Source organism: Acetobacterium sp. MES1 (assembly GCF_002237635.1).
GTDB lineage: Bacteria > Bacillota > Clostridia > Eubacteriales > Eubacteriaceae > Acetobacterium > Acetobacterium wieringae.
In genome coordinates, this window is the sequence record NZ_MJUY01000061.1 from 43,884 (window position 1) to 68,112 (window position 24,229).

The 24,229-nt window shown below is 45.6% G+C and carries 18 protein-coding genes; 8 read left to right on the forward strand and 10 right to left on the reverse strand.

What is annotated here, in order from left to right:
* Nucleotides 1-29 precede the first annotated feature (29 nt).
* Nucleotides 30-1,151 carry a resuscitation-promoting factor gene (locus tag BI182_RS16930; protein WP_286809678.1) on the reverse strand — a complete coding sequence of 374 codons (1,122 nt, stop codon included), beginning with the start codon at nucleotides 1,149-1,151 and terminating at the stop codon, nucleotides 30-32.
* Between the two features lie 477 nt (nucleotides 1,152-1,628).
* Between BI182_RS16930 and BI182_RS16935 the strand changes: the two genes are divergently transcribed.
* Nucleotides 1,629-3,002, forward strand: coding sequence for a TrpB-like pyridoxal phosphate-dependent enzyme (locus BI182_RS16935; RefSeq protein ID WP_286809682.1), 1,374 nt, complete (start codon nucleotides 1,629-1,631; stop codon nucleotides 3,000-3,002).
* Nucleotides 3,003-3,066: 64 nt separating this feature from the next.
* Here BI182_RS16935 and BI182_RS16940 read toward each other — a convergent pair whose 3' ends face one another.
* Nucleotides 3,067-4,626, reverse strand: a complete 1,560-nt coding sequence (locus BI182_RS16940) for an ASKHA domain-containing protein (RefSeq protein ID WP_286809686.1) — start codon at nucleotides 4,624-4,626, stop codon at nucleotides 3,067-3,069.
* 23 nt (nucleotides 4,627-4,649) lie between these two features.
* The gene (locus BI182_RS16945) at nucleotides 4,650-5,003 is read right to left on the reverse strand and encodes a rhodanese-like domain-containing protein (protein ID WP_228878313.1); all 354 of its coding nucleotides are present in this window, start codon (nucleotides 5,001-5,003) and stop codon (nucleotides 4,650-4,652) included.
* Between the two features lie 200 nt (nucleotides 5,004-5,203).
* Here BI182_RS16945 and BI182_RS16950 point away from each other — a divergent pair, with 200 nt between their 5' ends.
* The 6 genes from BI182_RS16950 (at nucleotide 5,204) to BI182_RS16975 (ending at nucleotide 12,437) form a co-directional block, all read left to right on the forward strand.
* Entirely contained in the window at nucleotides 5,204-5,875 is a 672-nt protein-coding gene (locus BI182_RS16950; RefSeq protein WP_070370230.1) for a response regulator transcription factor, read from the forward strand.
* Between the two features lie 4 nt (nucleotides 5,876-5,879).
* Nucleotides 5,880-7,424, forward strand: coding sequence for a sensor histidine kinase (locus BI182_RS16955; protein ID WP_286809694.1), 1,545 nt, complete (start codon nucleotides 5,880-5,882; stop codon nucleotides 7,422-7,424).
* 289 nt (nucleotides 7,425-7,713) lie between these two features.
* Nucleotides 7,714-8,493 (forward strand): polyphosphate polymerase domain-containing protein, encoded by a 780-nt coding sequence (locus BI182_RS16960; RefSeq protein WP_148638371.1) that lies wholly within the window; start codon nucleotides 7,714-7,716, stop codon nucleotides 8,491-8,493.
* A 12-nt stretch (nucleotides 8,494-8,505) separates the two neighbouring features.
* Nucleotides 8,506-9,195, forward strand: a complete 690-nt coding sequence (locus BI182_RS16965; RefSeq protein ID WP_070370233.1) for a DUF4956 domain-containing protein — start codon at nucleotides 8,506-8,508, stop codon at nucleotides 9,193-9,195.
* 298 nt (nucleotides 9,196-9,493) lie between these two features.
* Nucleotides 9,494-11,086, forward strand: coding sequence for an FMN-binding glutamate synthase family protein (locus BI182_RS16970; RefSeq protein ID WP_228878310.1), 1,593 nt, complete (start codon nucleotides 9,494-9,496; stop codon nucleotides 11,084-11,086).
* Between the two features lie 136 nt (nucleotides 11,087-11,222).
* Nucleotides 11,223-12,437 (forward strand): SHOCT domain-containing protein, encoded by a 1,215-nt coding sequence (locus BI182_RS16975; RefSeq protein WP_286809700.1) that lies wholly within the window; start codon nucleotides 11,223-11,225, stop codon nucleotides 12,435-12,437.
* A gap of 166 nt (nucleotides 12,438-12,603) precedes the next feature.
* Here the strand turns inward: BI182_RS16975 and BI182_RS16980 are convergent, their stop codons facing one another.
* The 6 genes from BI182_RS16980 to mtgA all read right to left on the reverse strand — a co-directional run bounded on the left by BI182_RS16980 (nucleotide 12,604) and on the right by mtgA (nucleotide 21,944).
* The gene (locus BI182_RS16980) at nucleotides 12,604-15,642 is read right to left on the reverse strand and encodes a methyl-accepting chemotaxis protein (RefSeq protein ID WP_286809704.1); all 3,039 of its coding nucleotides are present in this window, start codon (nucleotides 15,640-15,642) and stop codon (nucleotides 12,604-12,606) included.
* A gap of 67 nt (nucleotides 15,643-15,709) precedes the next feature.
* Nucleotides 15,710-17,224 (reverse strand): glycine betaine uptake BCCT transporter, encoded by a 1,515-nt coding sequence (locus tag BI182_RS16985; RefSeq protein ID WP_286809708.1) that lies wholly within the window; start codon nucleotides 17,222-17,224, stop codon nucleotides 15,710-15,712.
* A gap of 55 nt (nucleotides 17,225-17,279) precedes the next feature.
* The gene (gene mtgC / locus BI182_RS16990) at nucleotides 17,280-17,927 is read right to left on the reverse strand and encodes a glycine betaine-specific corrinoid protein MtgC (RefSeq protein WP_286809715.1); all 648 of its coding nucleotides are present in this window, start codon (nucleotides 17,925-17,927) and stop codon (nucleotides 17,280-17,282) included.
* Between the two features lie 29 nt (nucleotides 17,928-17,956).
* Nucleotides 17,957-19,387, reverse strand: coding sequence for a glycine betaine--corrinoid protein methyltransferase (gene mtgB, locus BI182_RS16995; protein WP_070370239.1), 1,431 nt, complete (start codon nucleotides 19,385-19,387; stop codon nucleotides 17,957-17,959).
* A gap of 21 nt (nucleotides 19,388-19,408) precedes the next feature.
* Nucleotides 19,409-20,983 carry a glycine betaine uptake BCCT transporter gene (locus BI182_RS17000; protein WP_070370240.1) on the reverse strand — a complete coding sequence of 525 codons (1,575 nt, stop codon included), beginning with the start codon at nucleotides 20,981-20,983 and terminating at the stop codon, nucleotides 19,409-19,411.
* A 40-nt stretch (nucleotides 20,984-21,023) separates the two neighbouring features.
* Entirely contained in the window at nucleotides 21,024-21,944 is a 921-nt protein-coding gene (gene mtgA / locus BI182_RS17005) for a [methyl-Co(III) glycine betaine-specific corrinoid protein]--tetrahydrofolate methyltransferase MtgA (protein WP_070370241.1), read from the reverse strand.
* Between the two features lie 474 nt (nucleotides 21,945-22,418).
* Between mtgA and BI182_RS17010 the strand changes: the two genes are divergently transcribed.
* Nucleotides 22,419-23,843 (forward strand): sigma-54 interaction domain-containing protein, encoded by a 1,425-nt coding sequence (locus BI182_RS17010; RefSeq protein ID WP_286809732.1) that lies wholly within the window; start codon nucleotides 22,419-22,421, stop codon nucleotides 23,841-23,843.
* 90 nt (nucleotides 23,844-23,933) lie between these two features.
* On the opposite strand, the gene BI182_RS17015 is transcribed toward BI182_RS17010, so the two are convergent.
* Nucleotides 23,934-24,191 (reverse strand): RDAC family protein, encoded by a 258-nt coding sequence (locus BI182_RS17015; protein WP_070370243.1) that lies wholly within the window; start codon nucleotides 24,189-24,191, stop codon nucleotides 23,934-23,936.
* Nucleotides 24,192-24,229 lie beyond the last annotated feature (38 nt).

Genomic DNA, 24,229 nt, shown 5'->3' on the forward strand with positions numbered 1-24,229 from the left:
GGGATGTGCCACGGCACATCCTTTTTTATTTAAAAAACGATATAGGCTTCCAGATTCTGACGACCAAACTGAATACAGGCATCATAGGAATCCATATAAATATCAACAATTCCTTCGGTAACTGCCCCACCCCGGTCTTCCACTGTATAGGTAGTGCCCATGGCTGGGATATAGATCTTGGTTCCAAAAGGCAGACCACTCCAGGCTGCTACGGTGTGATTGGCTGTTGGCATCACCCCTGATGCCGTGGCATTTCCGGTTGCTGTATAAGCCGTACACTGGATCGTCATTTTTACCGCCCCTTCAGGAATGGTATTCGTGGCAGTTGACGGTGTCGCCGCTGGCGGCTGAACCACTGGTGTCTGAGTCACAGGCGGTTCCGTCACCGGTGTTTCCACTGCTGCTGGTGCTTCTGCCACTGCTGGCGTTTCCACCACCGGAGCGGGAGTCGCCGCAGCTGCCTTTGTTCCTACTTCGACAATTTCGGGAATTGGGGCTGTGACAATCTCATCGTAAATCACTTCCCGTTTGACTTCCACCCCATTCTCGTATAGAACCCGCTCAACCTGGCTCGATTCACCATCAACACCAGCCTGAACCACCTTTGTTTTACCTACTTCCATCTCTGGATTATCTTTGTTCTGGGTTGTATAGGTAATCACCTGTCGGCTTGGCAGTTCGTCTATCTGAACCCGGATAACCTTGACCTCTTTTACATCTTCCAATGCGGTTGATTGTCCCGGGACCACCCGATCCAGGTCGCCCAGTTCTATATGATACTCTCCCAATAAATCACCGACAGTTTTTGCTTCAGACTGATAAATAATGGTTTTCCCATCGAACGACAATTCACCACTGGCTTTACTCTTCACTTCGACAGTATCAACAGTAAACAGCACCGAGTTGGTATCCACATTGACGGTATATTGATCCCCCAGTTCAATGCCGTTATCCTCCAGCACTTCACCAACATTCTGGAACATCCCGCCGCTGAGCACGCGTTCCTGGTCATCAACGGTTACCTTGATCTCCTTGGCAAAAACAAAGGAACTGGCCGTTCCCACCACACAGGTGATGATCACGCTGGCCATCCCGATTTTTAAGATCGACTTTTTTCTTTTATGCGGGCTTTTATTCGCTTTTTCTATCATAAAACCTCCCTATCCATTTCAATCGACAGATTGAAACTCCGTTTCGTTACAATTTCTTTACAAATTGATTGTACTTCATTTCCGAATAATTGTCAAGATTAGAATTTACTGATTGACTTTTCTTAATTTTTCATTTAGAATATATCTAATTAAATTAATATAAACCGTTGATGCGGAGATAACGTTGGAAAATGCCCTTACAGAGAGCGAGGTAAGCTGAGAGCCTTGCAGAACGCAATCCTTCAAATGGACCGCTGAGGGCATGGTCAAAGGCTTAGGCCGAGTATTCCATGACGTGACAACTACGTCAGTGTTGAGGAATATGTTGGTATTCTGCAGAGGCAGGTTTGATCCTGCGAAAAAAGGTGGCACCACGAGTCGTTATACTCGTCCTTTACGTTTAGTAGAGGACGAGTTTTTTGTATTTACAGACCCCCTGTCTGTAATGAGTTAATCGCAGTAAGAAAGGAAAATACCATGGAAAAGATACCTTATAAGATTTATTTAAGTGAAGATGAGATGCCCAAATACTGGTTCAATCTTCGGGCCAAAATGAAAGAACTGCCGGAGCCTTTTGTCAATCCCGGTACCGGTGAGTACTGCACCAAAGACGAACTGCTGCCGGTCTTCTGTGAAGAACTGGTTGATCAGGAACTCAACACCACTGATGCCTACATTGAAATCCCCGAAGAAATCCGTGATTTCTACAAAATGTACCGGCCTTCACCGCTGGTTCGGGCTTATTGTCTGGAAAAAGAATTGGATACCCCAGCTGAAATCTACTATAAATATGAGGGCACCAATACCTCCGGATCGCATAAGTTAAACTCCGCCGCCGCTCAGGCCTATTATGCCAAAAAGCAGGGACTCACCTACTTAACCACTGAAACCGGTGCTGGCCAGTGGGGGACGGCGCTTTCGATGGCCTGTGCCTACTTTAATCTGGATCTGTCCGTCTATATGGTTAAGGTTTCCGCCGAACAGAAACCCCATCGTCGGGCCGTCATGGAAACCTATGGGGCCAAGGTCATTGCTTCGCCTTCTGATACCACGAACGCCGGACGAAAAATTCTGGCAGAAACCCCGGACACCAACGGATCGCTGGGCTGTGCCATCAGCGAAGCCATTGAGGTAGCCGTCACCACCGACAACTGCAAGTATGTGTTGGGCAGTGTCTTAAACCATGTCGGTCTGCACCAGTCGATTATCGGTTTAGAAACCAAGGCTGCCTGTGACAAATATGACATTAAACCGGATATTATCATCGGCTGTGCCGGTGGCGGTTCCAATTTACTGGGACTGATTGCGCCATTTATGGCTGACAAAATTGAAGGCAAAAATGACATTGATTTTGTTGCCGTTGAGCCAGCTTCCTGCCCCTCATTAACCCGGGGCCGTTATGCCCTGGATTTTGGCGACACCGGGAAAACCACCCCGCTGATTCGGATGTACACCCTGGGCAGCGGCTTCATGCCATCTCCCAATCATGCTGGCGGGCTGCGCTACCATGGCATGAGCCCGATTATTTCCAAGCTTTACCACGACGGCTATATCCGGGCTAAAGCCTATACCCAGAATGAAGTCTTTGAAGCGGCCACCCAGTTTGCCCGGGTTGAGGGGATTCTGCCCGCCCCGGAATCCTCACATGCCATTAAAGCAGCAATTGATGAAGCCCTGGCCTGCAAGGCCTCCGGCGAAAAGAAAGTTATTGTCTTTGGTTTAACGGGAACTGGCTACTTTGATATGACGGCTTACATGAACTATAACGCCGGTAACATGACCGACTACGTCCCCACCGATGAAGATCTCCAAAAAGGCTTTGATAGTCTGCCCGAGATTGAACAAAAATAATTTTTAACCAATCAGCACCACCCGGCAATGGATCTTTTCCATCGCCGGGTGGCCTGTTTTTTAATTATCGCAAACGTCCCTGTTTTCTCAGGGCCGCTTTAACAGTGGGATAGAGATCAAAATCAGTATGCGGCAGAAATCGGGAGGCGTACATCCGGGAGATAAAGTCGGTGGCGGCACCGAATTCCAGATACTCGATCCGTTCCTGGAGTCTCGCCACTGCATCCATTTTTCCCCCATTGATCAGCAGAGCATAAGCGCCCTCCAGGGAACTGTTCCCCAAAAACACAAAGCGTTCCCGGGGTAAATCCGGGTAAAGACCGATGGTAATGGCCGATTCCAGATTGATATAGGTTCCAAAAGCACCCGACACATACAATCGTTCAACATCCATCGGCGCCACCCCCAGTCGTTCCAGTAAATAAGCAACCATCGTGCTGGCGGCGGCCTTGGTGTCAATAAACTGACTCATATCCCGTTGGGTAAACAGCAGTTCCTGGCCATTTCCGGATTCATCCTGATTGGCGTAGAGCACCCCGTATTCTCCATCACGGCTGACAATCCGCCGGGATTTTTCGGGATTAAAGCGGCCGGAAAAATCGATCCAGCCATTTAACAGCATTTGGGCAATCAAATCAACAATCCCTGATCCGCAGATGCCCAGCGGCCGGTGCCCGCCGATGGTCGTCAGGAGGAGCTCATTCTCGGCAATCACAACCGAATCCACCGCACCAGCGGTGGCCTTCATGCCATTTTTGCTGATGCCGCCTTCCAATGCCGGTCCGGCGGCCCCGGCTCCGGCAACCAGAAAATGCCGATTTCCCAGCACCATTTCGCCATTGGTGCCAATATCAATAAACAGACCCAATTCTTCCTTTTCGTGCAGGCCAGCCACCAGCAAGCCGCTGACAGTGTCGCCACCTAAATAGTTTGCCACTGAGGGCATACAATACAGATAGCCACCGGCGTTAATACCCAGCTCCCGGGCCTCCAAATACCCGGTATGGTTAAACACCGGTGCAAAGGGATACTCAAAAATCGGCCAGGGATCAATGCCCAACAAAAAGTGAATCATTGTGGTATTGCCGGAAACAACCATGATAAAGGATTCCTGGGCCGTGATCCCAGTGGTTATTTCCAGTCGCTGTAACAGTTCATTAAAGGTGCTGACAGTTGCCTGCTGGACGGCGATGAGATGATCGGGTTTATTCTTGGCATAAAAGATCCGACTGAGAATATCATCACCATACTGGATCTGATGGTTTAAGATACTCTCTTCACCGAGCACCTTGCCGGTATTCAAATCAACCAATTTCATAGCAACCGAGGTGCTGCCCAGATCAACTGCTAACCCAAAATGCCGTTTACACTGATCACCAGCTTCCAGTTGTATCAGCTCCCAGCTTATCCCGTTATTTACCAGGGTCAGGGTGATTTCCCAATTGGCCTCCCGGCACAGCGGATATACTTTTTTGAGCAAGCCACGGGAAAAACGTACTGTCCCAAATTCGTGGGTCAATGCGCTAAGAATCCGTTCCTGGTCACCGATAATGTCGCCATTTCCTGGCGGCGACAGTTTAATAAATACTTTCCTGGTTAATGCCTTAATCTTTTGTTCTCCCATGCCCACCTCATTTAAGTTTTTATTTAGTGGCTTCCACTGACGGTTTCATATCGCCAACCATTGATGCCACCCAGATTATAGACGTTCTGATACCCCATTTTGACCATCTGGCTGGCCGCCCCCTGGGATCTCCCACCACTTAAACAATAAACAAAGACGGTGGTGTTTTTTTCCGGTATGATTTCTTCCACCCGCTGAACCTGACTTAAGGGCAGATTAATGCTGCCGGGAATATGCGCATTGGCATATTCAGCTGCTTCTCTGACATCAAGCAGCACAATTGCTTGATTGGTCTCCAATTGTTGCTTCGCTTCATCCGGGGATATTTTCTTAACTGAATGCCGTGATTCTGATTTTCTTAATAATAAGTTTAACATAATAATACCTTCCTTGCATAATTTATTGGTGTAAATTTTAACGCTTCTTGCTATGACTAGTTTACCTTCTTTCCCAATTTGTATCTGTGATAATGTCACACAAGGAAAATTTTTCAGCCATTAATCAGCGCCCGTTCACGTAATAAACACTTAGCAATATTATTCTGTTTATATTATAATGAGCAAAAGAGGTGAAGAGGATGTATAAGATATTAATAACCGATGATGAAGAAAAAATCAGAGCACTGATTAAAAAATATGCCATTTTCGAAGGTCATACGGCCGTGGAGGCCGCCAACGGCATGGAAGCGGTGGAGCTGTGCCGCAAAGAAACCTTTGACATTATTATTATGGATATTATGATGCCGGAACTGGATGGTTTTTCGGCTGTCAAAGAAATTCGAAAAAACCAGAACATTCCGGTATTGATGCTGTCAGCCCGGGGCGAAGAATACGATAAAATTCACGGTTTTGAATTGGGCATTGATGATTATGTGGTGAAGCCCTTTTCGCCGAAAGAATTGATGATGCGAATTGATGCCATTATGAAACGAGCCGGCCGGGACCAGTCCCAGGAACACGACATCTTTGTGAAGGACGGCCTGACTGCTGACTTTACTGCCCGAAGAATCCTCATTGATAACGAAAATATTGACATGTCGCCCAAGGAATTTGACCTGATTTTTTATATGATCCGCAACAAAAACATTGCCCTGACCCGGGAAAAACTGATTACCGAAGTATGGGGTTATGATTTTTACGGGGATGACCGAACCCTCGATACCCACATTAAATTGCTCCGCAAAAGCCTTGGCGACTATGCCAGCCTGATCACCACGCTCCGGGGCGTGGGCTACCGGTTTGAAGGCTAGACCATTGAAAACAGCCAGGACATCATCCCCAAAGAAAAACAGCCCCCTTCAGATCAGCGTCAAATGGAAAATCTTTCTCTTCCTGCTTGGCTTTTGCGGTGTATTGCTGATGCTGCTGTGGTTTTTTCAGGTTGTTTTTTTGAACAGTTTTTACAAAAGCATCAAAATCAATGAAATCAAGGCCACCGCCAGCACCATTGAAAAGAGCATTAATGATGAGAATATCGAAACCATCATTTCGTCTGTTTCAGAAAACAATGATATTTGCATCAAAGTGTTATCAAGTTCCGGAGAAACGATCTATTCTTCTCATGTTGTCAAAGGCTGTATTATCCACAGCAAACCGGAATTTGATGAAAAAGCCCTACATACTGAAGTCACTGATAATAATGGTGAACTATTCCAGTACTACAACCACGATGGCTATAATAAAGAGACCCTACCGGAAGCGGCTCCCGATTCAGATCCGGCGCTTTCTGAAAACTCTGACGTTCAGACCAAACCGCCAGCCGAGGAAAAAGAAAAAGAAAAGGATACGCTTATTTATTCTAAAACCATCATAGACAATAACAATCAGGAATTAACCCTGGTACTGAACTCAATGATTTCCCCGGTAAATGCGACAGTAAATACGCTACGGGTGCAATTATATTATATTACCGGTTTCATGATTCTGTTCTCAGTAATCCTGGCTCTGGTAATCGCCAGATTAATTTCCCGGCCCATCGAAGCCATCAATAACAGTGCCAAAATGCTGGCTACCGGCGATTATTCAACCCGGTTCAAAGGTACCGGCTATAAAGAAATTGCCGAACTCTCGGATACCCTCAACTATACTGCCCGAGAGCTTTCCAAGGTTGAGCTGCTGCGGCAGGAGCTGATTGCCAATATCTCTCATGATCTGCGCACCCCGCTCACTCTAATCAGCGGCTATGCCGAAGCAATGCGCGATTTACCGGATGAAAACAATGCCGAAAATGCCCAGATTATCGTCGATGAAACTAAACGCTTAACCACCCTGGTTAACGATGTGATGGATATCTCCAAGCTGCAAACCGGCAATCTCAGCATTCATCCTGCGCCTTACAACTTGACTACCAGCCTCTGCGACTCGATAAACCGGATGAACAAACTAATGGAAATGGAAGGCTATACCATCGAATTTATCGCCGACCAGGAGGTCAACCTGTCAGCCGATGAAACCCGCATCTCCCAGGCCTTTTATAACCTGCTGACCAATGCCATCAACTATACCGGCGAGGATAAAAAAATTACCGTTACCCAATCCATCTTCCCAAATCCGGCTGATGATCTAACCGACTGGGTTAAGATTGAAGTGTGTGATACCGGCGAAGGGATCGCCGAAGAAGACCTCCCCTATATTTGGGATCGCTATTACAAAGTCGATAAAACCCACAAACGGGCAGTCACTGGCACCGGTCTGGGCCTGTCGATCGTCAAATCGATTCTGGATATGCACCATGGTGATTACGGCGTCACCTCCAAACTCAATGAAGGCTCGGTTTTCTGGTTTACCCTTAAAATTTAACCCCGCAAGAAGCTAACCCAGTACCGACAATTGTTACATCATGTTGTACGCATCGGAGCGGACATGGCATCGCCTGTCCGATTCCGCAGCGAACAACAGATTAACAATTGGTCGGTACGGTAGTATATCGACAACCTTGAAGATGCACCTTTGGTGTGTCTTTTTTTATTTTCAGAACGTTCACAAAAAAAACACAAAGTTAACAAACGCTTAACAAACTGCTGGCGTATACTTTAGAAAAGCAGCGATAACGCAGAGAAATAACTATAAACGTTACGGAGGTAATACCATGATCACCAAAACATTTAAACGCTATGAAAATAAATATCAATTGAATGAAACTAAGCTCAAACAGCTGATGCCAGTTCTGCTGACGCAGATGAAACCCGACGCCTACACATCCCAAAATGGCAGCTATTCCATTTACAATATTTATTATGATACCGATAACTACGACATTATCCGTCACTCTCTTTCCAAGCCCTATTACAAAGAAAAACTCCGTCTGAGAAGTTATTCCATTCCCAACTCCCCGGAAGATCAGGTTTTTCTGGAGCTGAAAAAGAAAATCGGCGGGGTTGTTAATAAACGGCGGGCTACCCTCAGTCTCAACGAAGCTTCCCGCTTTATTTCAAAGCTCCAATACCCCCGGGAAATCAACACCATGAATCAGCTGGTGTTGGAGGAGATTGAGTATTTCCTGAAAAATCATCCGGTCACCCCCAAAGCCTACATCGGCTATGAACGGATTGCCTTTGTCGGAAAGAACGACCCCGAACTCCGGGTGACCTTTGATTACAACTTAAAAAGCCGCCAGCATTGTCTCTCTCTGGAAAAAGGTGATTTTGGCAATTTGCTCATCCCCGCCGATCAATACTTGATGGAGATTAAGATCCTTGGAGCCATCCCCCTCTGGCTGACTCACGCTTTAACCGAACTTGATGTTTACAGCAGCAGTTTTTCAAAATACGGAAAAGCCTATAAGGATTATCGCAAACAGAGTATCGGTAAGCTGATTCCGCTACCCATTTATACCACCAATCAATTGACACCCTGTGTTAATAACTAAAAGGAGACTTACATGATTGAATCACTTTTTTCTACTACCCTGACCGAAACCCTGACCATCCAAACGGCTCTAAGCGTTATTTTTGCAGCACTGGCCATGGGCTTGTTTATCAGCTTTGTCTACACCCGCACCCGGGGCAAAGACGGGTATTCCCCTGGTTTTGTGGTTACCCTGATTATGCTACCGATGATTATTGCCATTATCATTTTGTTAGTCGGCAACAATGTTGCCCGGGCCTTCAGTCTGGCCGGTGCCTTCAGCCTGATCCGCTTTCGTAGTGCCCCTGGCGACCCTATTGATATTTCCTATGTATTCTTTACCCTGGCCGTCGGCCTCGCCTGTGGCATGGGCTATATCCTCTATGGCGCCATCTTTGCCGTGATTCTCTGTACCGTCATGGTCATCCTAAACATCACCAAATATGGCAAACCCAAGGTCAAGAACATGCAGTTAAAAATTACGATTCCTGAAGATATTGACTTTCAGGATTGTTTTGATGACATTCTTAAACACTATACCGTCAGTCATAAAATTCAACGGGTCAAAACCAGCGATTTTGGCGCATTATTTGAAATCATCTATTGCATCTGTCTGAAGGACGATGTCAATCAGAAAGAATTTATTGATAAATTACGCTGCCGTAATGGCAACCTGAGCATTGTCCTCAATACCGAAATTATTGATGAAAAAGTTTATATTTAACCTTCTTTAATAATCGATTCATAACGAAAACACCGGGAAGCTATAGAAAAATCGTTTTCTCGGTGTTTTCGTTTTATATTCCAATCATTGAGAGGTCACTGGCAAATCAGCGCAATTGTTCACGTTATCATTCGTAATAAGGTGTACTCTATTGACTTTATTCCCGTTTGATTTATAATGGTAAAGTAAGTTTTTTTATCACGTCATCCGGATAGGGTTGTTTTCAATGGCGAGAGCAACCGTTAAGTTATGCCTGCTGCCTGATAAAGATAAAACTAATTTTCAAGGGGGAAAATTTATGAATCTTCAACAACCGAATGGCAATGATGCCACAGGTACTTTCAACCGATCTAAAAGTGTTGTCCCATGCTCCGGACTCTGTTCACGCTGTGTGGACGGCTGTCGCGGAAATTGCGAAGTTTTCAAGGCCACTTTCCGAGGCCGGGAGCTGATTTATCCAGGTCCCTTCGGCGATGTCACCGCCGGTGGTGATAAGGATTATCCGGTCGATTATTCTCATTTAAATATTCAGGGTTATGCCCTGGGTGCCAAAGGCTTACCCAACGGCGAAGTGGGGACACCCGACAATACCCGCTTCCCCAACGTCAGCACTGAATGTGCCTATGGTTGGGACTCTAAAGTGGCCATGAATGTTCCAATCTTTACCGGTGCTTTGGGATCAACTGAAATTGCCCGGAAAAACTGGGATCATTTTGCTGTGGGTGCGGCCGTTTCTGGCGTAACCATTGTATGTGGCGAAAACGTCTGTGGGATTGACCCACGTCTGGTTCTTGATAAAAACAACATGGTTATTGAAGCACCCGACATGGATCGCCGGATTGAAGCCTATAAAAAATATCATACCGGCAAGGGTGAAATCCTGATCCAGATGAACGTCGAAGATACCCGTCTTGGTGTTGCCGAATACATCATCAACAAACACCAGATTGAAACCATTGAGCTGAAATGGGGCCAGGGTGCCAAATGTATCGGTGGTGAAATCAAGGTTAATACGATCGAACGCGCGATGGAGCTGCAGCGACGTGGTTACATTGTCACCCCTGATCCAATGGATCCCGTGATTCAGGCCGCCTTTAATGACGGCGCGATTCACGAATTTGAACGCCACAGCCGTCTGGGCTTTATCAGCGAAGAAAGCTTTATGGCCGAAGTTGAGCGTTTAAGAGCCTTAGGTTATAAACGAATTACTTTAAAAACCGGCGCTTACGGTTTAAGAGAACTGGCGATGGCAATCAAATGGTCTTCAAAAGCTAAAATCGATTTGTTAACCATTGACGGTGCTCCTGGCGGAACCGGAATGAGCCCATGGCGAATGATGGAAGAATGGGGGATGCCTTCTATTTACCTGCATTCAGCCGCCGTTGAGTTTGCTCAAATTCTGGAAGCTCAGGGCGAGCGCGTTCCTGATCTGGCTTTTGCTGGCGGATTCAGCAGTGAAGACGGTGTTTTCAAAGCATTAGCACTTGGTGCGCCTTATGTCAAAGCCGTTTGTATGGGCCGGGCACTGATGATTCCGGGAATGGTTGGTAAAAACATCGAGCAATGGATGAAAGAAAACAACCTGCCCAAAACAGTCAGCGAATTCGGTTCCACAGCAGAAGAAATTTTTGTCTGCTACGAAGCTGTCAAAGAAATCGTCGGGGCCAAAGAAATTAAGAACATTCCTCTGGGCGCCATTGGGATCTACAGCTACTCTGACAAAATCCGGGTTGGTTTACAGCAGTTAATGGCTGGGGCCCGATGCTTCAATACCGACAGCATCACCCGCAACGAACTGATGTCCTTAACAGAAGAATGTGCCAAGGTCACCAAAATTCCATACCTGATGGACTGTGGTCGCGAAGAAGCGCTTTCGATTTTAAAAGGCTAAAAAGCATTAACTGAATGGCTTTATCAGCCGTCTGAATTTTTCTTAAGAAAAATTCAGACGGCTGTTTTAATTTGCTATTTTACTCCTTCACGGGTAAAATAAAATTAATTCTTTATAATGAAAAAGGAGATCACTCATGGGATTAAAAGATCTATTTAAAGATGTTACCGATCTGGCCAAGGAAAGTATTGATTCAATTCAAGCCGATTTAGCCCTTAAGAAAGAAGAACAGGAACGGTTAAGAGCAGAAATGGATCAACGAATTAAAAGCTATACCGATATCCTGGTGGAACAACTTATTAGTTCTGCTGATACTTCGGCCCAGCCCCTGATCAATGCCGACGATGATGCGCTACTCAGCTTTACCAAAAATTTTAGCGATAAACTATTAATGCCAGCCAATAGTCCGGTATCAACAAAAATCACGCTCTACCCCGATGAAGAAAAAGCCTTGAAAAACATAACCAAAACCTTCCCCAACTACAATAGCCAGGAAAAGTTCCTGCTTCAATTCAAAGATGGCAAGGGACAAACCCTGCTACTAACCACCAGTAACCTTTATTTTAAAATTCTTTTCCCTGAAAACCCGTCCTTTTTTGCGGTGGGCTCAATCCCCCAAGAAAAACTCTTTTGCATCACCATCAATCAGGGCGATGCCCACTGCACCCTACTGGTTAACGGCATCACCTTGATCACCACTCCAGTGGAAGAAATTAAAACCATCGACATCCTCACCCTGACAGAATACTTAAAGCGTCTGGGCAGTAACGATTTTGTGATTGACGACAACCAGGTTGATGCCTTCATCACTGCCAAGCTCGATCCCACGACCCGGGAAATTGTTGCGGGTTTTCTGGAACCGGAGGAAAAGCTGGTCTATTTTGCCTGGGGACTGGGTAGCCTGGTTGCCAAAAAGTTCATCACCTGCACCAGCCAAAAAATTGTTCTTTATGATCGGGAATCAAGTTCCAAAAAAAGTTTTCCCTACGACCAGATCGTGTCACTGACCACCCAGCCCAGTACGGTTTCTTTTCTGGACTTGTCACTGACCCTGGGCATGAACCCCAATGACACCGAGATCAAAACCATTGATGCCATCGAAACCATCAGCATCCTCTATGCCCGGGAAGCCGAGCGGGTCATCCAGATTTATCAGGCCCATAAGCCAGACGCTGCCACTGCAGCAGCCCCAGAGCAGGCCCCAACTGAACCAGGCCAAACCGAAACCACCGAGCCGACAGCCGAAGACCCGATTGCGATGATCGAAAAACTGGCCGGTTTAAAAGAAAAAGGCATTATCAGCGAGGAAGAGTTCAATCAGAAAAAGCAGGAATTGTTGGCTAAATTATAAGCTTGTCTCCGCTTTATTTTGATGCCACCTAAAAAACCGAGAACCGCACTTTTACGTGCGGCTCTCGGTTTTTTTAATTTTTAAACTATTTCGGTTAACATCGTCAAGCAACCATTCCCAATAACAGTTTGCAGGCTAATTACAGACCAATGTTGATTTTCACCGCTTAGTACTTATCCATTTCCATCGCATCCAGTATAATCTGGGGCTGATTCGACTCTACTTTAGCACGGTTATTAATCGGAGCGGTGTTTTCTTTTTGGCGCTGGGACTGTTCCTTAAGCTTAAAGGCTCCAACCATGGCCTTAAGCATTTCGGCCTGACCGGTTAATTCTTCGCTGGCGGCAGCACTTTCTTCTGCTGTTGCCGAATTGGTTTGCACCACCTGAGAAACCTGTTCAATCCCCTGAGTGATCTGGGCAATTTCTGAGGCCTGATCATTGGACGCCTGGGCAATATTGCCCACCAGGCCAGTTACCTTCTCAATTTCATTTAATATTTCTCGCAGGCTTTCCGCCGTTTCATCAGCAATCCTTGTCCCAACCTCGACCCGTTCCATCGAACCTTCAATCAGTCCGGTGGTTTCCTTGGCAGCTTCGGCACTGCGGGCCGCCAGAGTTCTGACTTCTTCGGCAACAACCGCAAAGCCTTTGCCATGTTGTCCGGCCCGGGCCGCTTCGACGGCCGCATTCAAGGCCAGGATATTGGTCTGGAAGGCAATATCATCAATAACCTTGATGATTTTTGAAATATTGTTTGATGATTCATCAATGTCACCCATAGCCGAGATCATTTTGCTCATCTGTCCATTCCCCACCTCGGCATTTTTACGAACTCGCACCGCCAGCTCGTTGGCCTCATTAGCCCGGCTGGCGTTTTGTTTGGTTTCACCAGCCACTTCTTCGATGGAGGCAGTCAGTTCCTGGATCGAGCTGGCCTGCTCGGTGGTTCCCTGGGCCAGCGCCTGACCACCATCAGAAATCTGTCGGGCGCCAATCTCCACCTGGGCAGCAGCCACATCGATATCGGACATGGTGCTACTCAAGCTGGCACTGATGCCATTTAGGGCTTCCTTAATCACCAGAAAATCCCCGGAATAGGTGGAGGTGATCTCCTGATCCAGATTTCCCCGGCTCATTTCTGCCAGCGTAATGGCAATCTCATCGACATAACGTTTCAGATTCGCAATGGTCTGATTCATCGCTTCTTTAATGATGGCATGGTCTCCCTGATAATCGCCGCTCATTTGAGTATTGAGATTTCCGGCTGCCAATTCTTTGAGCGTTTCGGAGGCCTCGTTGATGGGATGAATCACGGCATCCAGGGTCTGGTTAAAGCCAGCAATGACTTTTTCGTACTCCCCATTAAATTTTGTCTGATCCCCTCTAAAACTCAGATCTCCCTTAACGGCAGTGACCGCCATTTTTTGAGTTTCAGCCACCAGTAGAACAATGTTCTCCATCATTCCAATCAGACTCGGTATCAGGGTATCCTTATCACTTCGTTTACCGATGGCTTTTAGTTGCTGTAAGTCACTGAGTTCACCGGCCTCAATATGGTTGGCAATCGCAACAATTCGAACCAGCTGATCATGAACGGCATTAATGCCATTTCCGATCTCACCATAAATCCCCAGGTACTGATTCTCAATTTTTTGACTGAGATCATTCTGGCTCATCAATCCCAGGATCCGGTTGCCCTCCTGAAGTGCTCCCAGTCCCTCAATGCAGGCGTTGATGCTTTGTTTCAGCTTATCAAAATCACCCTGATAGGCTTTATTGATTTTTTCGGGAATTTCACCCTGACCAATACGGTTGACATATTCAGCAGCAATGTTTAAGGGTCCTACAACCGCATCCAGGGTGGCATTCACCCCTTTTACAATATCCCGAAAGCCCCCGGCAAATGCTTCGGCATTGCCTCTGGTTTCCAGTTTTCCCGCCACGGCTGCCTGAGACAATCGGGTTGCCTCGACGATCAAGTCGCGAATCGTCTTAATGGTTTGTTTCAGGGCTGGGGTGATTTCATCCAGATCATCTTTTTCTTCCAGATCAGCCGACACATCCCCAGCTGAGATCTGGTTCATGGTGCCAATCACAACGTTCTGAAGATCATCGGCAAACTCATCCATGGCCATTGCCATTTCGCCAATTTCATCCTCGGATTCCAGATTCAGGCGAATCCCCAGATGCCCCTTACCCATTTCTTTAATCATATGGTTGACACTGGCAATCGGTTTTGTGATGGATGTCGACAGTTTGTATAAAATAAATCCCAAGACCAGAAAGACAAACAATCCCGCCAGGGCGATCAACAGAATATTTTTGGTGATGGCGGCTTGAACACTGGCCATGGAATAACCGATGTTCAAGGCCCCCTGGAGTTCGCCATTGATGACAACCGGATACACCACATTATAAACATTGGCGTTTTCCGTTTCATTAAATAATTCCTGCGCAATCATTTCACCATCAAGAGCGACCTTTTTTATAACTTCATCATCCTGATAGCTTTTGCCTATATTGTCTTTGTTGCTGTCTGCCACCCCGACTAAATCTTTATCAATAAAACTGGCATAAACAATGTTTTCATCCGCTACCAATTCATCAATCAACGCCTGGTAGCCGAATTTTTCGGTCAGTTCCAGCACCCGATCGGCTGATACCCCAGCCTGCACAAATTCGCCGGTATTGCTCCTCACATAACCATACTTAAATAAGTTTCCCGTTTCGCTGTCGGCCCGGATTTCTTCCATCAGTTCCGGAGCCCCGCTGACCATAAACTCATGGATGGGATGATCTGCCGGTACAGTCCAGCCCAGATATTCACCATAGGCGGCCGTAAAAATGGTTCCTGCCGGATTATAGAGGTAAATGGGATTAATCCCGGTTTGCTGGGATAACTGGGTTAAGTATTCGTCGTTGACCCGATCACGGTTGGCAAAAATAATATTTCCGACACTGCGAATCTGCGCCTCCAGCATTTCATTCATGGTTTTAACAGCTTCAGTATTATCCTCGATCCGACTGACAAAACGCTGGGATGACGAAAAACCATTTTCCCGCATCTCCGCCAGTAAGCTGTCCCGGGTCAAATACGATGAAATTGCCCCAATCATCAGAACCCCGATAAGCACGCAGATCAGCGGCACAAACAGCAGTTTTACTTTAATCGACTTTCTTTTCTGGTTACTTCTTTCTTCCATCTCCAATTACCTTCTTCCCCTTTTATTTGATTATTTCATCCGATCATTGATCGTTTCGGGACACAATTTAATTGTTTTTCTCGCTGGCAAATGCCTTGTAGATGGCCACACACATCATGATAATAATCAGTAAAAACGGCAGGGCCATAATGATTGAGGTATTTCGCATGGCAACCAGGCCACCACTAAAGAGCAGAACGATCGCCATCAGGGAGAGCAACGTCCCCCAGATAATTTTAATGCGGGTGTCCGGATTTAAATCACCATTTCGGGAAAACATCCCGATGACAAAGGTGGCGGAGTCGGCAGAGGTCACAAAAAAAGTAATAATCAGAATTGTTGCCACAACGGAGATTATGCTCCCCAGCGGCAAATGGGCCAGGGTCGCAAACAAGCCGATCGTCACGTCATTGGTTACTTTGGCGACTAAATCAACTCCGTCAAAAATTTCAAAATACAAGGCCGTTCCGCCAAAAACCGTAAACCAGATACAGCAAAAAATCGCTGGTAGAATAATGACGCCCAGAACAAATTCTTTCACTGTCCGACCCTTCGATATTCTGGCGATAAAGGTTCCCACAAAGGGGCCCCAGGACAGCCACCAGGCCCAATAAAAAATTGTCCAAGTACCAATCCAGGGATCTTTTTCAAAGGGTGATAAGGCCAGACTCATGGGCAGCAGGTTCTGCAGATAGCCGCTGAGACTGACAAAAAAAGTATCAAGAATAAACACGGTGGGGCCAAAGATAAAAACAAACAGCAAAAGCAACACGGCAATAGTGATATTGGTGTTGCTGAGTATTTTTATTCCCTTGTCCAGGCCGGTGGTTGCTGAAATCAAAAACATAATGGTGATCACAATAATAATAACAACCTGGGTGGTAATATTGTTGGGTATATTAAATAAGGTGTTTAAACCGCCGTTAACCTGCAGGGCGCCCATTCCCAGAGACGTTGCCACCCCGATGACGGTTAATATCAGCGCCAGGATATCGATTACATGACCAATCGGCCCCTTGCTTTTTTCACCTAAGAGGGGGTAGAGGGTGGAACTGATCAGGCAGGGCATTTTTTTACGGAAAGTGACATAGGCCAGAGCCAGACCAACAATCGCATAAATCGCCCAGGGATGAAGTCCCCAATGTAAAAAAGTATAGCGAAACGCCATCATCGCCGACTGATTTGAAGACGGTTCGATCCCCATCGGCGGTTGGGCATAATGAAAAACCGGCTCGGCGACGCCCCAGAAAACCAGGCCAATTCCCATCCCAGCGCTAAAGAGCATGGCAAACCAGGAAAAGTTGGAATACTCGGGACGGGCATCGTCATCCCCCAAACGGATTTTTCCAAAGCGGCTAAAGGCCAGATAAAGCGAAAAAGCCAGAATCCCCAGCACTGTTACCAGGTAAAACCAGCCCAGATCATTGGTGATTACACCAAACAACTGACTGGTAGCGCCCAATAGTTGCTCCGGGAATAAAAAGCCAAAAATGAGAAACAACAGAATGAGTATAATTGAAACGTAGAATACCATCTTGTTCACTTCCTTTTGATGCCAGAAAGGTGCCAAAATTAAAATCATTCTGGCACCTGTTTCGGCAATGTTAAATTATTTTATCATAGTTTTTAAGAATAATCTAGGCTAATAATTGTTTACACAGCTCAACTGCTTCATCAGCTGTTTCGGCCCAGCCATCAGCCCCAATATCTTCGCCCCATTTAGCACTGGTCGGGCCACCGCCGATAATAATTTTGTACTTATCACGAAGATTATTATCATTGAGGTACTCAACCAATGTTTTTTGCGATTTCATGGTGGTGGTCAGCAGGGCGCTGGCAGCGATAATTTTTGCTCCCACTTCGTCCGCTTTAGCCACAAATTCTTCGGCTTTCTGATCGATCCCGATATCGTAAACTTTAAAGCCAGCTGATGTCAGCAGGGCCCCGACAATGTTCTTGCCGATGTCATGAATGTCCCCTTCAACGGTTCCCAGGACAATTTTACCCTTGTCTTCATAACCGCCTTCGCCTTCACCGGCAGCCAGCACTTCTTCAAGAACATCCATTCCGGCTTTCATGGCATCTGCCGCCATCATAACATCTGGTAGAAACGCTTCGCCATTTGTCCAGGCTTTACCCACTTCTTCAATCCCTCCGATAAAGCCCAGCTGAACGGCCTGTACCGGGTCTACTTTTTCAGCGATAACTCGTTCTGCCAACTCGACTGCTAAATCTTCATCACCATCCACAATTGCATCTTTAATTTCATCAAAAATTGTACTCATTATTCTTCTCCTTTTTACCTTTATTATTGTTATTTAATCAGTTCTTTGGTTCGTTTTTCAATAAATGCTTCAATTTTGGCTTTCACGTCCGCATCCAGCTCTGGTGCAGTGTAGTTAGCCAACACTTCCTGCCATCGGGCTTTGGCTCGCTGGTTGGTATCCAACCCATCTTTGGCCCACGCATCAAATGACTGTCTGTCACTTAAGGCGGGTCGGAAGAATTCGGTTTTAAAATTCTTACGCGTATGTTTCTGAGTCAGGAAATGTCCGCCTGGTCCTACAGTCTTAATGACGTCAAAGGCCATTTTTTCATCGCTATCACAATCAAAACCTTTTAGGTAGCGCAATACCATACCGGCGATTTCATCATCTACCATGAATTTTTCATAAGACATGGCCATGTAGTATTGCAGAATCCCGGCTGTATGTAGCACAAAGTTGACGCCGGTGGTGCTGGCTGCAAAGAGAACCATCATCGATTCATAACCGGCCTGGGCATCAACGGTTTTAGCATCACTCAAACCGCCGCCCCCACGACACGGAACACCATAGAACCGTGATAACTGGGCACTGGCTGATGCGAACAAGGCATTTTCCGGATTACCAATTGATAATGAACCGGTTGACATATCTGAGGCGGTAGAAGTTGATCCATAAACAACTGGAGTCCCAGGATTGATACACTGAGCCAGGGTAATTCCTGCCAGAACTTCCGCATTCTGTAATGATAGCGCCCCTGCCATGGTAGCTGGTCCGGTTGATCCGGCCATTACCAATGAAGCAATAACCATTGGCTGTCCCGTTTCAGCATAAGCCATTAAACCACCCAGCATCCGATCATCATATTTAAGCGGTGTCACCGAGTTAATCAGACAGATCAGAGCCGGTTTTTCTTTGATCACATCCAATCCACCATGAAGAATGGCGGTCATCTCGATGGAGTCTCTGGCAAATTCATAGCCAGATGAGCTACCCATAAAGCACTTGTCCGAATTGGTGATATGGCTGTAAGCCATTTTAAGATGACGGATGTCATCGGGCACATCAGTCGGTTCAACAACTGTCCCGCCGGTCATATGGATATTTTTGCTGGCACCAGCCAGTTTTACAAAATTATCATAGTCGGCCATGGTCGCATCGCGTTTACCACCATCTGCATCATAAATAAAGGGAGCGCCATAACCAGGCATGTAAATGGTATTACCATCGCCACAAACCAGATTGTGTTCAGGATTACGGGCATGCAGGGTAAACTGAGCTGGGGCCTTTTCAACCATTTCTTCGACAAAGTCCGGTTCCAGAAAAACGCGGTGTCCTTCGACCCGTTGACCATGTTTTTTGAAAATTTCGATGACCGGATCATACGAAAACTCAATCCCAATTTCCTTTAGAATTCTCATACTGTTCTTGTGAATCTTATTAATTTGTTCATCCGTTAATACATCAAATTTTGGTAACATCTAAAATACCTCTTTCTTTATTTATTCTTGACCTTCCACAGCCTGCTGTGCACTGCCAATGTTGTTTAACTCTTTACTGTTTATCAGTCCCTGGCTTTCATTGTAGTCGGCTTTCAGGGCTTTTAATATACTAACGCACATGACCAGCATGACCAGCATATAAGGGAAGGCGGCAACAATTGAAGCGGTTTGTAAAACTTTTAAAGCTGATGTTCCACCAACCAGGATCAGTACGATGGTAATGAGACCCTGGGCAATCCCCCAGCCGCCGCGAAGCTTTTTATCCGGATCCATATCGCCGCCGGAAGTCAACATTGCCAACACGTAAGTGGCTGAATTGGCTGCGCCAACAAAACAGACGACAATCAGGAAGATCGCCAGAATTGAGGTGATCCCATATGCTGGCAGCTGTTGCAGCAGTGCATAGAGTCCAGTCGTATAATCTGCGCCAACGGCAGCTTCAATGGCACCATTGCTTATTGCGTTTAGATTAAAGGCGGCACCACCATAAATGGCAATCCATATTAATGAAAAACCGGAAGGCAGTAAGGATACAGCAATAACAAATTCTCTGATCGTACGGCCTTTCGAAACCCGGGCGACAAACTGTCCTACAAACGGTGCCCAGGCAATCCACCATGCCCAATAGAAGACGGTCCAGCCGTTAACCCATTCAACATTTCCCATCCAGAAGGTTTGTCCCACCAGGTTTTGCAGGTAGGCGCCCAATGAATTGGTAAAATTATTTAAAATGTAAACACTGCCACCAAAAACAAAGATAAACACCATAAAGGCGATTGATAGCCAGATTTTAATATCTGCCGCCAACTGCATGGCTTTATGCAAACCGGAAACAGTCGCCAATGTAAAGATGGCTGTCATAATTGCAATGATAATCGAAATGGTCATTGGTGTCGCTTCAATGCCCCAGATGTAGTTAAGTCCAGTAGCAATCTGGCTTGATCCAAAACCAAGGCTGGTTGCGACCCCAAAAATAGTGGCAAAAACAGCCAGAATATCAATTGTTTTACCAATCGGCCCTTTTACCTTATCACCAATCAAGGGATAAAAGGCCGAACTGATCAGAAATGGCATGCCTTTTCTGAATTGGAAATAAGCCAGACCTAAACCACCGATGGCAAAAATGACCCAGGGGTGTAATCCCCAGTGAAAGAAAACGATTCGCATCGCCAGCTCCTGAGCCGCCTGCGTTCCGCCTTCACCCATTGGCGGGGTCAGATAATGCATGATCGGTTCTGACACCGACCAGAAAACCAGACCAATCCCCATTCCGCCTCCGAACAGCATCGAAAACCATTGAAAATTCGAAAACTCCGGTTTGTCGTCATCTTTTCCCAGTTTGATTTTTCCAAAGGGACTGACCACTAAACCGATGGCAAAAACGATAAAAATCCCCACCGCAACTAAATATAACCATCCAAAATTCGTTGTAATGATTGCAAACAGCTGATTAAAAACAGCGCTTGTGCCTTCAGTAAAAAGCAAGCTTAATAATACAAATACTAATGCAATCCCCGCTGAAACATAGAATACGGTTTTATCCTTCATCTTGGCAGCTGGTTTTTTTTCTTCCATCACACGTAATCCTCCTTCTAAATTTGTTTTTAGAATTTTTTTAGAATATTTTCATTAGTGGTGTTTCCAAAGTACCCAGTTTTGTGCCGGTAATTTTGTTGCAATAAGCCATCATGGCATCGGTTGTCGCAGTTGCCTGATATACCCAGCCTGCATTTGCCATTGGTCCATAAAGAATGAAATCAGCACCATGAGTAACTGGGAAAGTAAATACTGAGGCCCCTGCCGCTTCAAAATATGGGCTTCCTTTGGATCGCATTTTTTTCCAGAGGTATAAAGCATTTGACGCTGCACAGCCACCTGGTAAACCATATTGTTCCTTGATATCGCGAATCGCCATCGCTGTCCAACTGCTGCTGGCAACATCGAGCACGCCGGGATCAATCAGGAATTGTTCGACCCCTGCCCGTTTCGCTTTGGTCAATAGGCCTTCATGTTTTTCATCCCCAACCAGCAATTTTACCCGTTTTGCCGGTTGCAGACTTTTCTTACTAAAGGCCAGAATAACAGCTGTTTTAACACCACACTCTTTTAACACTTCCAATTCTTCTTCGGTGCAGCTTTCTTCCAGCGAATTATAAATAATTCTGCTCATGGCAGCTTCATCTTTAGCAAAGTGTTTAAGGGTATCCATTCGAACTTCCGGACTGGGACTATCCAGTAAAATTGGTGAAGATGTATTCTTTAATACAAACTCGACATGTTTGGTCAATGCCACCTCGGTATCGCCAAGAACATCAACAATTCTGGGATTACCGGTTTCTGCTGACAATTCGGCTTCGGTATCCAGTAAGCCTTTCGCTGCATCTTCATCAAAAATCCCTTTTTCTGCATCTTTTATAATTTTATGGCCCCGATAAAAAATACTGCCAATTAAAACCGTCGGATACTCACCCGGTTGTCCACCAATTTTGGTGCCATTAATGTCGTAAACAAATTGATCTGTAGTAAATCTAAACATTTTGTACTCCTTCTAAAATAAAACTTAATAATTGCGAAACTCACAAACAAAAAACAAATTGCCCTTCTCCTCTAATCATCTGGTCTTATGCGATGGCTTCTGTTTTTCTTTCTCGTAGTCGTATCGATTCACTATCTTTTTTCTCCTTTCTCATATATTTACGAGATGTCGTGTTTGATCTGCCAATATGTATCGCAATTATCGTGCCAAAACAGCAAAATACCTTATATTCTATTTATAGCCATTTTTGACCATTCGTAACAAATTCTTTTTTTCAGAAATGAAAAGCGACCCGTTTATTTTTCATTTTTGAAAAATCCCGATAATTTTCTTTTTCACTTGAATAACAGACGATTTTGATTTATCATCAGTTCATCGATGAAAACGATTTTTATCAGGCTGTACTTTCACGGCATGATGAAATCGCACTAAATAATAAGGAGAACATATCTTAGAATATGTGATACGTAAATAATGATTACCAATGCATTTAATCACAGTCCGGAATATCAGGCGTATCTGAAAACCCTTTCCAGCGAATTTTTTCTGGACATTCTGGAGAATAGTTTTATTGAAGTAACCGTTACTGATAAGGATGGCAAGGTTCTCTATGCCAATCCGGCCTGTCTGGAATACCATGGCATTTCTGCCGAAAAAATGTGGAAGTTAAATTTCTTAACCTCTTTTCAGGGCTTCTGGACTCCCCCTTCGACGGCAACTGCCATCAAAAAAAAACATACCATCATCTCCCGCCAGCGATCCCTGCTTACCGATGAGGAACACATCACCATCACTACCCCGCTTTATAATCCCGATCACGAGTTGGTGATGCTGGTTTACAACACCTTAAAACGGGAGTCGTTTGTGGAGTTTGACCTGGATTATCTGAATCCGGAAAAAGAAACCGATGAAGATGACGAACTCAAAGCGCACAAAGGTTCCCGTGAGGAGCGAACCAAGGCCAGCAACAACATTGTTGGCCGCAGCTACATTCTCTACCAGACCCTGCATAAACTGAAGAAAGCGGCCAAATCCGACATCCCGATTCTGTTATTGGGTGAAAGCGGGGTTGGTAAGAGTCTGGTGGCCAAGTTTATTCATGATTGCAGCCCCCGGAAAGCCAACCCGTTTATTTCGATAAACTGCGCTTCCATTCCCGATAACCTGATTGAAAGCGAGCTCTTCGGCTATGTCCCCTATGCCTTCACCGGTGCCAGTCCCAAAGGAAAAAAGGGCCTGGTGGAAATGGCTGATAACGGCACCCTGTTTCTCGATGAAATCGGCGAATTGCAGCCCAATATCCAGGTTAAACTGTTGGATTTTTTGGAAAATAAGCGCTTCACCTCAGTTGGTGGCTTGGAATCCAAAACCGTCAATACCCGGATTATCACCGCCACCAACAAGAATTTAGAGGATCTGGTCGCTAAAAACAGCTTCCGGGAAGATCTCTACTGGCGAATTAACGGCATCACCCAAACCATCCCCTCACTTCGGGAACGGCGGGACGATATTTTTCCGATTGCCCAGTATTATTTGAAGGAATACAATAAAAAATATAATCAGAATAAGGTTTTCTCAAATCCGGTAATCGAATCTCTGATTCAATACGACTGGCCGGGAAATGTCCGGCAATTGAAAAACGCCGTGGAGCAGATGGCAGTAATGAGTCTTGGCAGTGTTATCGGTATTGATAAACTGCCCGAACAACTGAGTTCCTTTTTCGCTAATGAGGGAATTAAAAAAAGACAGGTCATTTTTGATGACCTGGTTGAGAATTACAAACGGGGACTGATTGAAGATTATTTTGAGATCTACGGCAACATCAATGACCTGGCCGATTCTCTGGGGTTAAGCCAGACGACAGCTTATCGCCTGGTGAATAAGTACATCAAAAAATAACAACACCATAAACAGGGGGCTGAAAAGCTCCTTTTTTGGGTGTTGTATTTAAGTGGGCCGATCCCACCAAGTCACGGTTTAATATGCTGTTTAAAATACCAGGGAACGATCCTTTGACCAGAACGATTTCTTATCCCAACTAAACTCAACATCGGCATGAATCTCGGTAAAATAATTCTGGATCAACCCATTCAAAACATCCAGGTTATCAAACCGATTATCTTTATCCATCGATTCAATCCACATGCTCTGCCCGCCGCAGGCATCACTCAAGTGCACCTTATACGCCAAATCCCGTTCTGTAATACGCCTATTTATCTCACTGATATTATCCCAGGTAATAATCATCTCCTGACACTCCTTCCCATAATGATTTCTTATACGTT

What these genes read in the sequence shown, in the direction of transcription:
- BI182_RS16965 (WP_070370233.1), top strand. Translation starts at nt 8,506, where the DNA reads ATGATTGAATCACTTTTTTCTACTACCCTGACCGAAACCCTGACCATC.
- BI182_RS17010 (WP_286809732.1), top strand. Translation starts at nt 22,419, where the DNA reads ATGATTACCAATGCATTTAATCACAGTCCGGAATATCAGGCGTATCTG.
- BI182_RS16950 (WP_070370230.1), top strand. Translation starts at nt 5,204, where the DNA reads ATGTATAAGATATTAATAACCGATGATGAAGAAAAAATCAGAGCACTG.
- BI182_RS16945 (WP_228878313.1), bottom strand. Translation starts at nt 5,003, where the DNA reads ATGTTAAACTTATTATTAAGAAAATCAGAATCACGGCATTCAGTTAAG.
- BI182_RS16975 (WP_286809700.1), top strand. Translation starts at nt 11,223, where the DNA reads ATGGGATTAAAAGATCTATTTAAAGATGTTACCGATCTGGCCAAGGAA.
- mtgB (WP_070370239.1), bottom strand. Translation starts at nt 19,387, where the DNA reads ATGTTACCAAAATTTGATGTATTAACGGATGAACAAATTAATAAGATT.
- BI182_RS16985 (WP_286809708.1), bottom strand. Translation starts at nt 17,224, where the DNA reads ATGATTTTAATTTTGGCACCTTTCTGGCATCAAAAGGAAGTGAACAAG.
- BI182_RS16980 (WP_286809704.1), bottom strand. Translation starts at nt 15,642, where the DNA reads ATGGAAGAAAGAAGTAACCAGAAAAGAAAGTCGATTAAAGTAAAACTG.
- BI182_RS17015 (WP_070370243.1), bottom strand. Translation starts at nt 24,191, where the DNA reads ATGATTATTACCTGGGATAATATCAGTGAGATAAATAGGCGTATTACA.
- mtgC (WP_286809715.1), bottom strand. Translation starts at nt 17,927, where the DNA reads ATGAGTACAATTTTTGATGAAATTAAAGATGCAATTGTGGATGGTGAT.
- BI182_RS16970 (WP_228878310.1), top strand. Translation starts at nt 9,494, where the DNA reads ATGAATCTTCAACAACCGAATGGCAATGATGCCACAGGTACTTTCAAC.
- BI182_RS16960 (WP_148638371.1), top strand. Translation starts at nt 7,714, where the DNA reads ATGATCACCAAAACATTTAAACGCTATGAAAATAAATATCAATTGAAT.
- mtgA (WP_070370241.1), bottom strand. Translation starts at nt 21,944, where the DNA reads ATGTTTAGATTTACTACAGATCAATTTGTTTACGACATTAATGGCACC.
- BI182_RS16930 (WP_286809678.1), bottom strand. Translation starts at nt 1,151, where the DNA reads ATGATAGAAAAAGCGAATAAAAGCCCGCATAAAAGAAAAAAGTCGATC.
- BI182_RS17000 (WP_070370240.1), bottom strand. Translation starts at nt 20,983, where the DNA reads ATGGAAGAAAAAAAACCAGCTGCCAAGATGAAGGATAAAACCGTATTC.
- BI182_RS16940 (WP_286809686.1), bottom strand. Translation starts at nt 4,626, where the DNA reads ATGGGAGAACAAAAGATTAAGGCATTAACCAGGAAAGTATTTATTAAA.
- BI182_RS16935 (WP_286809682.1), top strand. Translation starts at nt 1,629, where the DNA reads ATGGAAAAGATACCTTATAAGATTTATTTAAGTGAAGATGAGATGCCC.